This is a genomic window from Delftia acidovorans NBRC 14950, from assembly GCF_001598795.1.
GTDB lineage: Bacteria > Pseudomonadota > Gammaproteobacteria > Burkholderiales > Burkholderiaceae_C > Comamonas > Comamonas acidovorans.
Genome location: NZ_BCZP01000033.1, coordinates 15477 through 29306, shown reverse-complemented (window position 1 = coordinate 29306; position 13830 = coordinate 15477). Strand labels below are relative to the sequence as shown.

Here is a 13830-nt window from a genome sequence, read left to right as displayed (position 1 = left end):
GGCCTCACGGGCGAGGTGAATCACGGGGAGTGAGGGCATGGCGTGATAATTGAGACGCATTCCCATCCCATCACCTGTCCCGCCGCATGCCCGCCCATCCCCTGCCGCCACCTCCCGTCGCCGTGCTCTACGCAGACCACCATGGCTGGCTGCAAGGCTGGCTGCGCCGCAAGCTGGGCGACACCGCACAGGCGCAAGACCTGACGCACGACACCTTCGTGCAACTGCTCACCACCCGCCACCTTCCACCGCTGGACAACCCGCGCGCCTACCTGACCACCATGGCCAAGCGCACGCTGTTCTCATTCTGGCGCAGGCGTGACCTGGAGCAGGCCTACCTGGAAGCGCTGACGGCCCAGCCCGCCGTCCACCAGCCCTCGGAAGAGGAGCGCTATGCCCTCGTGCAGGCGCTGCAGGCCGTGGACCGCGTGCTGCAGTCGCTGCCACCCACCACGCGCCGCGTGCTGCTGCTCAACCAATTGCACGACATGCCCTACCGGGAGATCGCGCTGCGCCTGGGCATTGCCGAGATCACCGTGCGGCGCCACATGGGGCGCGCCATAGCCGCCTGCTGCGCACTGGACTGCGCAACGGCGCTGCCGCAATGAGTGCCACCTCGGCCGCCGCCCTGCGCCAGCAGGCCATCGCCTGGCTGGTGGAGTCGCGCTCGGGAGCCATGACCGAGCACCAGCGCAAGGCCCTGGACCGTTGGCGACAGGCCGACCCGGCCCACGAAGCCGCGTGGTCCCAGGTGAGCGGCTCGCTGGAGCGCGTGCTCCAACCGCTGGCGCCCCACACCTCCAGCCATGCGTCAGCCGATGCAGCGCTGAGCGCACTGCTGCAGCCCGACCGCCGCCGCAGGCGCATTGCGGGCGGCGCACTGGCCTTTGCGGGCGCGGCCCTGGGAGGCCTGGTGGCCCACCGATTCACGCCTTTGCCTGGCCTGCTGGCCGATGCCCATACCGCCACGGCCGAGCGGCGCAGCCTGGAGTTGGCCGACGGCAGCCGGCTGCTGCTGGACGCGCGCAGCGCCATCGATATCGACCTGGGCGCCGACCGCCGCCGCGTGCATCTGCGCCAGGGCGCGCTGATCGCGCAGGTGCCGGCCGGCAGCCCCTTCACCGTGCAGACCCGGCATGGCCAGGCCCAGGTGCCGGCAGCGCACGGCGCGCGCTTCATGGTGCGCCTGCAGGAAGAACGCACGCAGGTGGCCGCGCTCGCGCAGGACGTGGACCTGCACACGCGGCTGGGCGCCCAGTCCCCGCTGCAGGCCGGCGCCAGCGCCTGGATGGACGGGGCCGCCATTTCCGAGGCCCTGGCGCGCGCCGAGGCGGCAGCGGCCTGGCAAAGCGGCATGCTGGCCGTGGACGATTGGCCGCTGGACTCGGTGGTCGACGCCCTGCGGCCTTACCGGACCGGCCTGTTGCGCGTCGCCCCTGCCGCCTCCCGGCTGCGCGTGCTGGGCACCTTCCCGCTGGACAATACCGACCGTGCGCTGCAGGCGCTGGCCAGCAGCCTGCCCATCCGCGTGACGCGCTATCGCGGCGGCTGGCTGACGCTGATCGATGCGGCCTGAGGCCCGGTCAACGCGGGGCTCCAAAAAAAACTGCGCCAGGGGTGATCACATCCGACCCGCTCGCGCGACATGTCCTGTGTCATCCCCCATTCTCCGGAGTCCACAAGCATGTCCCGCTCTCTTTTCGCATGGCGCCCCGTGGCCCATGCCGCAGCCCTGGCCGCCCTCATCGCCACCCTGCCCGTCCAGGCCCAGACCGCCCAGGAGGCCGCGGTAGCCTCCGGCGCCGAAGCCGCCCAGCGCCAACGCTATGACCTGCCAGCCGGGCCGCTGGCCCGGACGCTGCTGGCCATTGGCCAGCACAGCGGCCGCACGCTGTCGCTGGACCCCGCCCTGGCCTCGGGCAAGCAGGCACCTGCCATCCAGGGCAGCTACACGGCGGAGCAGGCGCTGCAGGCCGCGCTGGCCGGCAGCGGCCTGGTGCTCACGCGCGATGCCCAGGGCGTGCTCGGCGTGCGGCCAGCGCCCCAGGCCAGCGCCCTGCCTGCGTCGGCAGCGCCTTTGCCGGAGCAAGGCGTCAGCCTGGCCACGGTGACCGTGTCCGGCAAGGCCCCGGGCTCGACCACGGAGGGCACGGACTCCTACACCACGGCATCGTCCAGCAGCTCCACGCGCCTGAACCTGGCTCCCCAGGAGACGCCCCAGGCGCTGACCGTGATGACGCGCCAGCGGCTGGAGGATCTGGGCACCACGCGGCTCAGCGACATGCTGGAGGCCGCGCCCGGCATCATCGTCACGCGCGACGGACTGGGTGCCGAAAGCGACGGCTACTGGTCGCGGGGTTTCGAGATCCAGAACTACGAGATCGATGGCGTGCCCACGGCTGCGGGCCTGAACCAGTACACCCAGCACATGGCCATGTACGACCGCGTGGAGATCGTGCGCGGCGCCACGGGCCTCATCAGCGGCATGGGCAACCCCTCGGCCACCATCAACCTGATCCGCAAGCGCCCCACGGCCAGGCCCCAGACGCAGCTCAATGTCGATGCCGGCAGCTGGGGACGCCGAGGCGCGGGCCTGGACATCTCCCGCCCGCTGAACCAGGACGGCTCGGCCCGCGCGCGCCTGGTTGCGGACTACCAATCGGGCGATGCCTGGCTGGAGCGCTACCACCAGGACTCGCGCCTGCTGTACGGCATCGCCGAGGTCGATCTCGACGACCGGACCCTGTGGACCGTGGGCTTCAGCTACCTGCGCAACGATGTGGATGCGCCGATGCGCTCGGGCCTGCCGTCGCGGTTTCCGGACGGCAGTGCCACCCGGCTGCCCCGCGCCCTGAACGGATCGCCGAACTGGTCGTACAACAACCATGAGCAAAGCGGCTTCTTCACCTCCATCGAGCGCGAGCTGAGCGGCGGCTGGACCGGCAAGGTCGAGTACGCCTACGGCCAGGACCGCTACGACTCGGTCTACACCTACCTCAACGGCACGCTGCAGGCCGATGGCAGCGGCACCAGCCTGCTACCCGTGCGCTTTCAGGGCCAGCCGCGCCAGCACAACCTCGACATGTACCTGACCGGCCCGCTCAAGCTGTTCGGCCGCGAGCACGAGTTGATCGCCGGCCTGACACTGTCGCGCTTCGAGGACAAGGGGCCCACCTCCGGCAGCTGGCTCTACGACTACTCCGGCTCGGCGGCAGGCCGCATAGACAACCTGTTCACCTATGACGGCAGCAATCCCGTGCCCGACTTCGCGACCAGCGGCCGGTTCTCCACCAGGGAGCACCAGTACGCAGGCTATCTGACCGGACGTTTCCGCATCTCCGAGCCGCTGCGCCTGATCCTGGGCAGCCGCCAGATCTACTGGGGGCGCGACACCGCCAGCACGCCGGACACAGGGGAAGCCACCACCACCCGCGCCCGGGAAAACGGCGCCTTCATCCCCTACGTGGGAGCCGTCTACGACATGACGCCCCAGTGGGCGCTGTACGCCAGCTACACCAAGATCTTCAATCCCCAGGCCTCCTGGGTACGCGACGAGAACAATGCCACGCTGGCGCCCATGGAAGGCCGGGGACTGGAGGTCGGCATCAAGGGCAGGCACCTGGACGGCAAGCTCAACTCCAGCCTGGCCCTGTTCAACCTCAAGCAGGACAACCTGGCGGTGTGGCAGGCGCAATTTCCGGGCAGCAATGTCTACAAGGCCGAGCAGAACACCACCTCCCAGGGGCTGGAGATGGAACTGAGCGGTGAGCTGGCGCCGGGCTGGCAGGTCTCTGCCGGCTATGCCAACACCCTGACCACGAATGCAGAGGGCCAGCGCATCAACACCATGCTGCCGCGCAACAGCGTCAAGCTCTTCAGCAGCTACCGCCTGGGCGGCGCACTACAGGGGCTGACACTGGGCGGCGGAGTGAACTGGCAAAGCGAGGTAGGCGACGCCACGGTACGGCAGGCCAGCTATGCCGTGGTGAACCTGATGGCACGCTATGACATCGACCGGCACTGGAGTGCGTCGGTGCACCTGAACAACGCGCTGGACCGCAAGTACTTCAGCTACGCGGGCTACTACAGCCACTACGGCACGCCGCGCAATCTGATGGTGGGCGTCAAATACCGCTTCTGAGCCAGGTTCTGAGCCCGGTCCCCGACCTCCTGCCGGCCTGGCCGGCAGGGGGCGGCCCCGCTCAGTCCGAGGACAGCTTCATCAGCACCAGGCCCGAAACGATGAGCACGGCCGCGCCGATGCGCATGGCGCTGACCTGCTCGCCCAGGACCGTGATGCCGACCAGGAAGGCGCCCACGGCGCCGATGCCGGTCCAGATCGTGTAGGCCGTGCCCAGCGGCAGGCTGCGCATGGCCACGGCCAGCAGGCCGAAGCTGGCGATCATGGTGACGATGGTGATGGCGCTGGGCACCAGGCGCGTGAAGCCGTGCGATTGCTTCATCGAAAACGCCCAGACCACTTCGAGCAGCCCCGCCACCAACAGATAGACCCATGCCATGGAAAACTCCTTGTGAAGCCGGGTCGTCCCGGCGCATGCATGTCCCGATGTGGGGGAGGACGTCCTCCTGGCAGAAGGGCTTGCGCCTTGCTGCATGGCCGCCAGTTTAGGAGAAAGCCGTCCAGTGGGCCGCACCCAGGCTGTTGCCCCATTGCCGCCTGGGTGGTTGCTGCACAACAGCGACCAGGGCGTCAGGCGGCCTGCGCCTCTTCGTGCTCGGCCAGCAGGATGTTGCCCACGGTGGCGCCCAGGCCGGCCACGCGCTTGCGCAGCTTGAGCACGGCCTTGTCCTTGCTGATCAGCAGCGCCTGGTGCTGGCTGGCCAGGTCCAGGAAATGCTGGTCGTCGGGGTCGGTGCAGGCAAAGCGGATGCGCGGCGCATCGGCCACGTACTCGACCGCTCCGTCAAAGGCCGAGAGCACGCCTTCGACCGTCTTGCCGTAGAAAGCCACGCGCGGCGCGATCTGGCTGTAGTGCAGCACGCGTTCGAGTTCGAGGCGCTGGGCCTGGTCGGCAATCCAGCGCATCTGTCCCTGCTCCACCAGTTCGCGGATGGGGGGGACATGCGGATCGTCGAAGATCAGCATGTCAAGGACCACATTGGTATCGAGCACCACGGGCCGGGGCAGGGGACCTTCGTAGCCGTCGTTGCACTGCGGCCAGCGCAGCACGATCTTCATGGCGCGGCGCCCTCTGCCGGGCCTTCGGCGGCCTTTCTGGGCTTGACTGCGCCACGGATCATGTCGAAGCGGAACAGCCGGCATTCGATGGGGCCGTTCCACATGGGCGTGCGGCGTGCCTCCTTCAGGCGCATCTTGCCGGGCAGCTTGAGGTCGGGCGTGAGCATCCAGGCGCTCCAGCCGCTGTAGTTCTTCTTCCAGTGGGTGGCCAGCTGGCTGAAGAATTCCACGCCGTCCTCGGTCTGGGCCGTCTCGCGGCCCGCGCGCTCGACCACTTCCATGCGTTCGCCGGCGCTGCGGCCGGCCGAGCCGGCTGCGGCAATGCGCTCGCCATAGGGCGGGTTCAGCAGCATCAGGCCGGGCTGCTCGCAGGGCGGCATGCGCTGCAGCGCGTCGCCACCGCGCAGTTGCACGGTCTGGCCCACGCCCGCACGCTCGGCGTTGCGCTGGGCAAAGTCCACCATGCGGTGGGACACGTCGGAGCCATAGATGGCCACGGGGCTGTCGGGCAGGATGGCGGCCTCGGCCTCGTCCAGCATGGCTTCCCACACATGCCTCTGGAAGGGCACCAGCTTCTCGAACGCGAAGCGCCGCAGAATGCCGGCCGGAATGCGGCGTGCAATCTGCGCGGCCTCGATCAGCACCGTGCCGCTGCCGCAGCAGGGGTCGTACAGCGGCTGGGGATCGTCGCCATGCGGGTCCCAGCCCGTGGCGGCGATCATGGCCGCGGCCAGGGTTTCCTTGAGCGGCGCATCGCCCTTGTCCTCGCGCCAGCCGCGCTTGAACAGCGCCTCGCCCGAGGTGTCGATGTAGATGGTGGCCTCGTCGGTCGTCAGGTGCAGGTGCACGCGCACGTCGGGGTGGCGCGTTTCCACGTCGGGGCGCACGCCCTTCCTGTCGCGGAAGCGGTCGGCAATGGCGTCCTTGACGCGCAGCGCCGCGAAGTTGAGGCTGGTCAGCGGGCTGTGCTGGGCCGTGACCTCGATCTTGAAGCTCTCGCGCGGGGAGAACCAGATCTCCCAGGCCACTTCGCTGGCGGCGCGGTACAGGTCGTTCTCGTTGCGGTACAGGGTCTGCGACAGCTGCACCAGCACGCGCTGGGCCAGTCGGCTGTGCAGGTTCAGCAGCAGGGCGTCGCGCCACAGGCCGCGCACCATCACGCCGCCACGGCCCACCATGAGGTCGTGGCCGCTCAGGCCGGTGATCGCGTGGACCTCGTCGGCCAGAAATCCCTCGACGCCGGCGGCGCAGGGCAAAAACAGATGCAGTTGGTTCATAGCTTGGGTGCCGAGCATACGCGCACCGCGATTCCCCGCGCAGGCGCCAGCCGAAACCCGCTTGCCTGCGCTTCGGCCCGGGCCTACAGTGGAAGCAACCGCGAGGGAGAGCACCATGAAGCCTCGAACCACGCCCGTCCACACGGATTTCCTCGGCGCCACGCAGGCCGCACGCCTGGTGGCGCAGGTCGGCGTTGCCACCTGCCTGGCCGGCCTGGCCGATGCCATCGAGGAAGACTTCGCGCGCTGGCCCGATTTCGAGAAATCGGCCCGCATCGCCCACCATTCGCCCGGCGGCGTGATCGAGCTCATGCCCGTGTCCGATGCGCTCGACTACGCCTTCAAGTACGTCAACGGCCACCCGGACAACGCCGATCGGGACCTGCCCACGGTGATGGCCTTCGGCGCCCTGGCCGACGTGGCCACGGGCCTGCCGGTCTTCCTGTCCGACCTGACGCTGGCCACGGCGCTGCGCACTGCCGCCACCTCGGCGCTGGCCGCGCGCCGGCTGGCGCGGCCGGGCTGCCGCAGCATGGCGCTGATCGGCGCAGGATCGCAGTCCGAATTCCAGGCCCTGGCCTTCACCCACCTGCTGGGCGTGGAACGGCTGCGCATCTTCGACATCGATGTCCAGGCCATGCGCAAGCTCGTGGACAACCTGGGCCATGCGGGCATCGCGGCCCAGCGCATCACCTGCTGCGCCAGCAGCGCCGAGGCCCTGGAGGGCGCCGACATCGTGACCACGGTGACGGCCGCCAAGCACCGCGCCTGCGTGATCGCCGATGCCGATGTGCGCCCGGGCACCCACATCAACGCCGTCGGCGGCGATTGCCCCGGCAAGACCGAGCTGCCCCTGGCACTGCTGCGGCGCGCGCGCATCTTCGTGGAGTTCACGCCCCAGACGCGCGTGGAAGGCGAGCTGCAGCAGTTGCCCGCCGATGCGCCCGTGACCGAGCTGTGGCAGGTCATCAACGGCCAGGCGCCGGGCCGCGGGCATGACACGGAGATCACGCTGTTCGACTCCGTGGGCTTTGCGCTCGAGGACTATTCGGCCCTGCGCTGGTTGCGCGCGCTGGCCCACGACACCGGACTGATGCAGTCGATCGACCTGGTGCCTGCGCTGGCCGACCCCCGCGACCTGTACCGGCTGGTGCGCGAGGCCGGGCAGGCAGAACGCGGCTTTGGCTGACACGGGGACTGCATACCATGGGTCCCATGAGCATGAACACCCATACGACCCCGCAGACCGCACGCGCCCTGAGACTCATAGGCGTGCCCACCGACATCGGTGCCAGCCGCCTGGGCAGCGCCATGGGGCCCGACGCACTGCGCGTGGCCGGCCTGGGCCCGGCGCTGCGCCAGCTGGGCTGCCAGGTGAGCGACATCGGCAATCTGGCAGGCCCGCCCAATCCGCAGACACCGCCCGAGCAGGGGCTGCGCCACCTCGCACCGGCCCGTGCCTGGATGCAGGCCGTGCACCAGGCCGTGGGCCAGGCGCTGGACGACGGCGAGCTGCCGCTGATGCTGGGCGGCGACCACAGCCTGGCCATGGGTTCGATCAGCGCCGTGGCCGCCCACTGCCGCCGCCTGGGCCGCGCGCTTCGCGTGATCTGGCTGGATGCCCACGCCGACTGCAACACGCCCGATATCTCGCCCAGCGGCAACCTGCACGGCATGCCCGTGGCCAGCCTGTGCGGCCTGGGGCCCGCGGCGCTCACCGCGCTGTCCCAGGGCGGCGATCCGGCACTGGCAGCCGCCTCGCTGTGCCAGATCGGCCTGCGCAGCGTGGATGACCAGGAAAAGCGCCTGCTGCATTCGCTGGGCGTGGAGGTCTATGACATGCGCGCCATCGACGAGCTGGGCATGCGCGAGGTCATGCGCCGCGCGCTGGAAGACCTGGAAGGCAGCGACACCCACCTGCACCTGAGCTTCGACGTGGACTACCTCGATCCCGACATCGCGCCCGGCACCGGCACCCCCGTGCGCGGCGGCCCCAGCTACCGCGAGGCCCAGCTGTGCATGGAGATGCTGGCCGACACCGGACGCCTGGGCTCGATGGATCTGGTGGAGCTCAATCCCGCGCTGGATGTGCGCAACCAGACGGCCGAACTGGTGGTGGACCTGCTGGAGAGCCTGTTCGGCAAGAGCACGCTGGTGCGGGCCGATCGCTGAGGCCGCTCAGGCTGGCGAGAGCGAAACACGCCAGCCGTCGCCCGTTGCGTCCGTGATAAGGCGCACGGGCACAAAGCGCACAGGCACAAAGCGCTCGATCACCTCGAAATTGCTGCGAGCATGCGGCGTCAGTTCCGTGCAGGTGTAGCTGGCAGCGCGCCCGCTGCGCCAGACGGCCAGCGCCAGCGGCAGGGCCCATTGGTCGGCCAGGTACGGGCCCAGCGCGGCCCGGCTGCCCTGGTGGCGGCGCACCTCGCGCGCCAGGTCATGCGCCACCTTTTCGGCGCTGACGCCCTTCATGCCGAACTGCGTGAACACTTCGCTCAGGTGCTCATAGGCCAGCGTGGCCAGCAGCGCGTTGCCCGGCCCCTCGTTCTGGCGCACGGCAGCCACCTGCAGCTGCTCGCCAGACCAGCCCAGGGCCTCGCCCAGATGGTCCAGTTCGCGCTGGGCCACCGCGCGTGGCAGCGCGGGCGCAAAGCATTCGGCATGGCTGGCCACGGGCGCGCCGCGTTCGGTGATATCGAAAGGCACCAGCCCGTTGGTTGCCGGCGTGATCGTCACGTCCATCTCGCCGCCACCGGCCGGATAAAAGCCCAGCCGGCGCAGCCGCAGTTCGCAGCGGGCGCCCAGCCTGTGCAGCAGCGGCGCATAGCTGCGCTCCAGGAAGTGGAAGGGCGGCGCGGCCGGGTTGTGGGTGCCGCCGCCCAGGGTCAGGCGGCTTTCGCCATTGGCCAGCATCAGCGCGGGCCACAGCGTCTGCAGCAGCAGGGTGCAACTGCCCGCCGAGGCGATCACGAAGCGGTACTCGCCCGCACGCACCGGCCCCGGCGCAAATTGCAGCGCCTGGGAATTCATCTCGGCGCCCTGCATCTGCGCGCCGCAGATTTCGGCGGCGGCATTGACGCAGGCCAGGTGCTGGCGCATCAGGCCCGGCTTGGCGCGCCCGGCACGGATGCGCTGCATGGCAAAGGGCTGGCCCGTGCACATGGACAGCGCCAGCGCGCTGCGCAGCATCTGGCCTCCGCCCTCCCCGGCGGAGCCGTCGATCTCGATCACTTTCATTTTTCTCTTTCATTCATTGCCGCCAATTGCCGCCAAAGCGCGCCACGGCATCCCGCAGATAGCGGTCCAGCGGCGCCGCATCGGCCTGGTACCCCGGATCCGGCGCATGGGCCATGGCATGGGCCAGCTCGCGCTCCAGGAAATCATGGACGCGCACCCGGCGCGGCCCCTTGGCGGCCTCGCCCAGGCGCATCTTGAGCTCCAGCAGCTCGTTGAGCTCGGCCAGCAGGCCTGCATCCTCCAGCGTGCCCGCCGCCAGCTGTGCAAAGCGCATGGGCGGCGCACCGCGCCCCTCGCGTATCCAGCGCGCGGCCAGCAAGGGGCGCAGCACGTAGAAGTATTTCTTGTAGCGCACGACATCGCTCTGCAGGTGGGCGCGCAGGTTCTTGCGCGCCATGGCCACGTAGTGGTGGTAGCCGCGCACCGGCGAAAAGCCCTGCTCGGCCAGCAGATGCAGGCGCTCGGCCCAGGGCTGCTCCTGCCGGTAGACCACGGGCGAGCGCAGCCATTCAAGCAGCGTGGGGTTGGAGGCGCGCAGCAGCCCCAGCGCCTTGCGCAGCTCCCAGCCGCTGACATCGAGCTCGCCGCTGAGCGGCTGCTCTATGACATCGCGGCCCGGCGCCACGGTCAGATACCAGGGCAGGCGGTGGACATAGATGAAGCGCACGTCATAGTCGCTGTCGGGCGAGGCAAAGCCCCAGCCGCGGCTGCCCGACTCGCAGGCAAACAGCACCGTGACCTCGTGCCTGCGCTCCACCTCGACCAGGTTGGCCAGCACCGTGGCGCGCATGGCGTCGGAGACCGGATGCGCGCTCAATACCTTCTCTTCCCTCATGCTCTCATCCTGCTTTCTGTTCTGGAGGATGAGAGCCCGGGGCCCTCATCCACTCACCCTTTCACGCACACCACTTGCTTCAGGGTGTGCACCACCTCGACCAGATCCTGCTGCGCGGCCATGACCGCATCGATGTCCTTGTAGGCCATGGGAATCTCGTCCACCACATTCGCATCCTTGCGGCATTCCACGCCCTCGGTGGCCTTGATGTGGTCCTCCACGCTGAACATCTTCTTGGCCTTGGTCCGGCTCATCACGCGGCCCGCACCGTGGCTGCAGCTCTCGAAGCTCTCCGGGTTGCCCAGGCCGCGCACGATGTAGCTGCGCGCGCCCATGCTGCCCGGGATGATGCCCAGCTCGCCGCGCCGCGCGCTCACCGCGCCCTTGCGGGTGATGAACACGTCCTGCCCGAAATGGCGCTCCTGCTGCACGTAGTTGTGGTGGCAGTTCACCGCCTCCACATGCGACTCGAAGGGCTTGGCGATCACCTTGCGCACCGTGGCGATGAGGTTGGCCATCATCACCTCGCGGTTGCGCATGGCGAACTTCTGCGCCCAGGACACGCCGCGCACATAGTCGCCAAAGTAGCGGGCCCCTTCCTCGAAATAGGCCAGATCCTTGTCGGGCAGGTTGCGCTGATGGAGTTCTGCATCCTTCTTGGCCAGCTCGATGAAATGGGTGCCGATGGCATTGCCCACGCCGCGCGAGCCCGAGTGCAGCATGAACCACACGAAGCCCGCCTCGTCCAGGCAGATCTCGATGAAGTGGTTGCCGCTGCCCAGCGTTCCCAGGTGCTTGCGGTTGTTGGTGTTGGCCAGGCGTGGATGCAGCTCGCACAGCAGGTCGAACTCATCGGCCAGCGTGGCCCAGACCTGGTCCACCGACACGGGCGGGTTTTCCCAGCTGCCGGGATCACGGCCCCGGTGGCGCGGCACCGAGCCATGCGGCACGGCCTGCTCTATCGCCGAGCGCAGCGGGCCCAGGTTGTCGGGCAGGTCCTCGGCGCGCAGCGTGGTCTTGGCGGCCATCATTCCGCAGCCGATGTCCACGCCCACGGCCGCCGGGATGATGGCCTTGATGGTCGGGATCACCGAGCCCACGGTGGCGCCTATGCCCAGGTGCACATCGGGCATGGCCGCGACATGCTTGAACACCACGGGCAGGCGCGCGGCGTTCTCCAGCTGCTTGCGCGCCTCGTCCTCGACGGGCACACCCTTGGTCCACATCTTGATGGGGACGCCGTTTTCCACGTTGTGTTGCAGGTAGTTCATTGCGTTGTCCTTCAGTCTTCTTGTCTGTTCGTCTTGTTTAGGTCTTGCTGCCGCGCGGCTCATCCACGCATCAGGCGAGACAGGTCCCGCTTGCGGATGGCGCTGCCCAGGCTTTGATAGTCCCGCAGCGGGAATTCATGCTCCAGCCAGCGCTTTCTGTATTCCTCTACACCCATGCCGCAATAAATACCGTCCAGCACGCGGTACACGCTGCGCACCACGTCCTCGCGGGCCACCTGCCCACGGGCCAGCACTTCATAGTCATCCATGGCGGTGATGCCCCAGCTGGCCCAGTCCGCGTACTGCCGCAGCTCGTAGGAAAGGGTGTCGCGGTCACCCTCCATGCTCAGGTGCACTTCGCCGGGCTCGTCCATGAACACGGCGGCAGCGCGGTGCGCGCCCTTGGCCAAGGCCAGCGCCATGGCGGCCAGATCACCCAGCGAATCATGCAGGTAGGACACGGCACACACCAGGTCCTCCTCGGGCGTGCTGAACTTCAACGTCGCCCAGCCCGCCTTGCCCACCTCATAGCTCCATAGTTCTTCGAATGCGGCCATGGCCGTACCTCTCTTTTGTTTCTTCGTTGTCCGTTGTGTCCCGACCAGCCTGCCGGTCAACGCATCTTCACCAGCCCGTTGAGCACCTGATCCAGCCCGCCGAACACGGAGATCTTGTCGATGCGCTCGGCCACGCGCTCCAGCGTCTCCAGCTCCTTCATGCGCAGGGCCACGGGGTTGTCCTCCATGACCTTGGCCGTGTTGAGCAGCGAGCGCGTGGCGGCCGTTTCCTCGCGGCGGCGGATCACGTTGGCCTGGGCCTGCTTTTCGGCCTGCACCACCTGGGTCAGGATGGCCTTCATCTCGCCGGGCAGCACGATGTCCTTCACGCCCACACTCTCCACCACCATGCCGAAGGGCTGCAGCTTGGCCGCCATGTGCGCGGTCACCACGTCATCGATCACCGTCTTGTTCTCCAGCAGCTCATCAAGCGTGCGGGTGCCCACGGCGGCGCGCAGTGCGAACTGCAGTTCGCGGTACAGGTGCTCGGCAGGCTTTTGCAGCTGGGCAAAGGCGCGCAGAACCTCGGTGTGGCGATAGGTGGCGCTCAGGTTCAGGCGCAGGCTGACCTTGTCGCGGGTCATGATGTCCTGGCCCGAGACCTCGACGGCCTGCAGGCGCAGGTCCACCAGCTCCACGGCAATGCTGCGGCCGAACTTCCAGAACGCATGGCTGCCGGCCTGCAGCAGGCGGTCCACCTTTCCGTCGATGGTCAGCAGCGCGCACTGGCCTGCGAGCACCTGCACCTGCAGCACGCCGTTGAGGCCGGACACGCTGCGCTGGCGCAGCTGCGTCTGGGTCAGGCGCGCTGCCAGGGCGGCGGGCAGCTCGGCGCCGGCCTGCAGGTCGACCACCTGCACGCTCACATCCACCAGTCCCTTCCAGTACAGGCGGCGCGTGCCGGGCGGCAGGATCTCGACCAGCACGCCGTTTTCGCTGCGCAGGCCCGCCTCGGTCTCGGACAGTTCCACACGCAGGAATTCGGCGGCCACCACGGCGGGCTCCTGGGCCATCAGGTAGTCGGCCAGGCCGTGCGTGAAGGCGGGCTGCTCCAGGGCAAAGGTTTCCACGCGCAACTGGTCGGTGCCGGCAAACAGCCAGTGCCGGCCGCTGTGCAGCACGCGCTCGAAATCGCCATTGCGCAGCAGCAGGGCGCGTTCGTTCTTCTTGATGGTGATGCGTTGGATCTTCAGCATTTCTTCTTCTCCTCGTTCGGCGTCTTCGCCGCAATCAATAGGGGTGCCGTTACAGCAGCGGCGGGGTTCCAGGGGGCACGGCCCGGGCCTTGCAGTGCGCCGTGGCGGCAACCCTGGAAACAGGTTGCAGCGTGGCTGGCTGCGGGCGCGGACCGTGCCGGGACCTGGCACAGCCGCCGCCGCTGACGGGTGGGGGCCTTGGGCTGCATCGCAACCCGGTGGCCACCTCCCGCGTTCGGCGGGTGGTCTTTCGACCG

General features: G+C 68.7%; 13 protein-coding genes. 5 read left to right on the top strand and 8 right to left on the bottom strand.

Annotated features, from left to right (window positions below; translation table 11 throughout):
• The first annotated feature begins 86 nt into the window (after positions 1 to 86).
• The 3 genes from DA1_RS26380 (at position 87) to DA1_RS26370 (ending at position 4141) form a co-directional block, all read left to right on the top strand.
• Positions 87 to 608, top strand: a complete 522-nt coding sequence (locus DA1_RS26380) for a sigma-70 family RNA polymerase sigma factor (protein WP_034389532.1) — start codon at positions 87 to 89, stop codon at positions 606 to 608.
• Complete coding sequence (locus DA1_RS26375) at positions 605 to 1576, top strand: FecR family protein (protein ID WP_034389531.1); 972 nt, start codon at positions 605 to 607, stop codon at positions 1574 to 1576. Before DA1_RS26380 ends, DA1_RS26375 begins: the two co-directional genes overlap by 4 nt.
• A gap of 108 nt (positions 1577 to 1684) precedes the next feature.
• Positions 1685 to 4141: a TonB-dependent siderophore receptor gene (locus tag DA1_RS26370; RefSeq protein WP_034389528.1), complete on the top strand. Its 2457-nt coding sequence runs from the start codon at positions 1685 to 1687 to the stop codon at positions 4139 to 4141.
• A gap of 61 nt (positions 4142 to 4202) precedes the next feature.
• Here DA1_RS26370 and sugE read toward each other — a convergent pair whose 3' ends face one another.
• From sugE to DA1_RS26355, 3 genes are all read right to left on the bottom strand, one after another.
• On the bottom strand, positions 4203 to 4520 hold the full coding sequence (gene sugE, locus DA1_RS26365; RefSeq protein ID WP_012202617.1) for a quaternary ammonium compound efflux SMR transporter SugE: 318 nt from the start codon (positions 4518 to 4520) through the stop codon (positions 4203 to 4205).
• Positions 4521 to 4711: 191 nt separating this feature from the next.
• Complete coding sequence (locus tag DA1_RS26360; RefSeq protein WP_034389526.1) at positions 4712 to 5200, bottom strand: putative toxin-antitoxin system toxin component, PIN family; 489 nt, start codon at positions 5198 to 5200, stop codon at positions 4712 to 4714.
• Positions 5197 to 6477: a THUMP domain-containing class I SAM-dependent RNA methyltransferase gene (locus tag DA1_RS26355; protein ID WP_012202615.1), complete on the bottom strand. Its 1281-nt coding sequence runs from the start codon at positions 6475 to 6477 to the stop codon at positions 5197 to 5199. Before DA1_RS26355 ends, DA1_RS26360 begins: the two co-directional genes overlap by 4 nt.
• Before the next feature lie 115 nt (positions 6478 to 6592).
• On the opposite strand from DA1_RS26355, the gene ocd reads away from it, so the two are divergent.
• Positions 6593 to 7666 carry an ornithine cyclodeaminase gene (gene ocd / locus DA1_RS26350; protein ID WP_034389525.1) on the top strand — a complete coding sequence of 358 codons (1074 nt, stop codon included), beginning with the start codon at positions 6593 to 6595 and terminating at the stop codon, positions 7664 to 7666.
• A 17-nt stretch (positions 7667 to 7683) separates the two neighbouring features.
• Positions 7684 to 8649 carry an arginase gene (gene rocF / locus DA1_RS26345; RefSeq protein ID WP_034389523.1) on the top strand — a complete coding sequence of 322 codons (966 nt, stop codon included), beginning with the start codon at positions 7684 to 7686 and terminating at the stop codon, positions 8647 to 8649.
• A 6-nt stretch (positions 8650 to 8655) separates the two neighbouring features.
• Here rocF and rtcA read toward each other — a convergent pair whose 3' ends face one another.
• From rtcA to DA1_RS26320, 5 genes are read right to left on the bottom strand one after another with little or no spacing between them, the layout of a single operon-like run.
• Positions 8656 to 9714 carry an RNA 3'-terminal phosphate cyclase gene (rtcA, locus tag DA1_RS26340; RefSeq protein WP_034389520.1) on the bottom strand — a complete coding sequence of 353 codons (1059 nt, stop codon included), beginning with the start codon at positions 9712 to 9714 and terminating at the stop codon, positions 8656 to 8658.
• A 13-nt stretch (positions 9715 to 9727) separates the two neighbouring features.
• A complete protein-coding gene (locus DA1_RS26335) occupies positions 9728 to 10549 on the bottom strand; it encodes a nucleotidyltransferase domain-containing protein (RefSeq protein WP_034389518.1) in 822 nt (273 codons plus the stop codon).
• Positions 10550 to 10602: 53 nt separating this feature from the next.
• Positions 10603 to 11820, bottom strand: coding sequence for an RtcB family protein (locus DA1_RS26330; protein ID WP_174549419.1), 1218 nt, complete (start codon positions 11818 to 11820; stop codon positions 10603 to 10605).
• A gap of 59 nt (positions 11821 to 11879) precedes the next feature.
• Positions 11880 to 12377: a hypothetical protein gene (locus DA1_RS26325; protein WP_034389516.1), complete on the bottom strand. Its 498-nt coding sequence runs from the start codon at positions 12375 to 12377 to the stop codon at positions 11880 to 11882.
• Between the two features lie 56 nt (positions 12378 to 12433).
• Entirely contained in the window at positions 12434 to 13573 is a 1140-nt protein-coding gene (locus tag DA1_RS26320) for a slipin family protein (RefSeq protein WP_034389514.1), read from the bottom strand.
• Positions 13574 to 13830 lie beyond the last annotated feature (257 nt).

Excerpts from the sequence above, each read along its gene's own strand:
- rocF (WP_034389523.1), top strand. The coding sequence starts at position 7,684 with ATGGGTCCCATGAGCATGAACACCCATACGACCCCGCAGACCGCACGC.
- DA1_RS26325 (WP_034389516.1), bottom strand. The coding sequence starts at position 12,377 with ATGGCCGCATTCGAAGAACTATGGAGCTATGAGGTGGGCAAGGCGGGC.
- DA1_RS26380 (WP_034389532.1), top strand. The coding sequence starts at position 87 with ATGCCCGCCCATCCCCTGCCGCCACCTCCCGTCGCCGTGCTCTACGCA.
- ocd (WP_034389525.1), top strand. The coding sequence starts at position 6,593 with ATGAAGCCTCGAACCACGCCCGTCCACACGGATTTCCTCGGCGCCACG.
- DA1_RS26360 (WP_034389526.1), bottom strand. The coding sequence starts at position 5,200 with ATGAAGATCGTGCTGCGCTGGCCGCAGTGCAACGACGGCTACGAAGGT.
- DA1_RS26335 (WP_034389518.1), bottom strand. The coding sequence starts at position 10,549 with ATGAGGGAAGAGAAGGTATTGAGCGCGCATCCGGTCTCCGACGCCATG.
- DA1_RS26320 (WP_034389514.1), bottom strand. The coding sequence starts at position 13,573 with ATGCTGAAGATCCAACGCATCACCATCAAGAAGAACGAACGCGCCCTG.
- sugE (WP_012202617.1), bottom strand. The coding sequence starts at position 4,520 with ATGGCATGGGTCTATCTGTTGGTGGCGGGGCTGCTCGAAGTGGTCTGG.
- DA1_RS26370 (WP_034389528.1), top strand. The coding sequence starts at position 1,685 with ATGTCCCGCTCTCTTTTCGCATGGCGCCCCGTGGCCCATGCCGCAGCC.
- DA1_RS26330 (WP_174549419.1), bottom strand. The coding sequence starts at position 11,820 with ATGAACTACCTGCAACACAACGTGGAAAACGGCGTCCCCATCAAGATG.
- rtcA (WP_034389520.1), bottom strand. The coding sequence starts at position 9,714 with ATGAAAGTGATCGAGATCGACGGCTCCGCCGGGGAGGGCGGAGGCCAG.
- DA1_RS26355 (WP_012202615.1), bottom strand. The coding sequence starts at position 6,477 with ATGAACCAACTGCATCTGTTTTTGCCCTGCGCCGCCGGCGTCGAGGGA.
- DA1_RS26375 (WP_034389531.1), top strand. The coding sequence starts at position 605 with ATGAGTGCCACCTCGGCCGCCGCCCTGCGCCAGCAGGCCATCGCCTGG.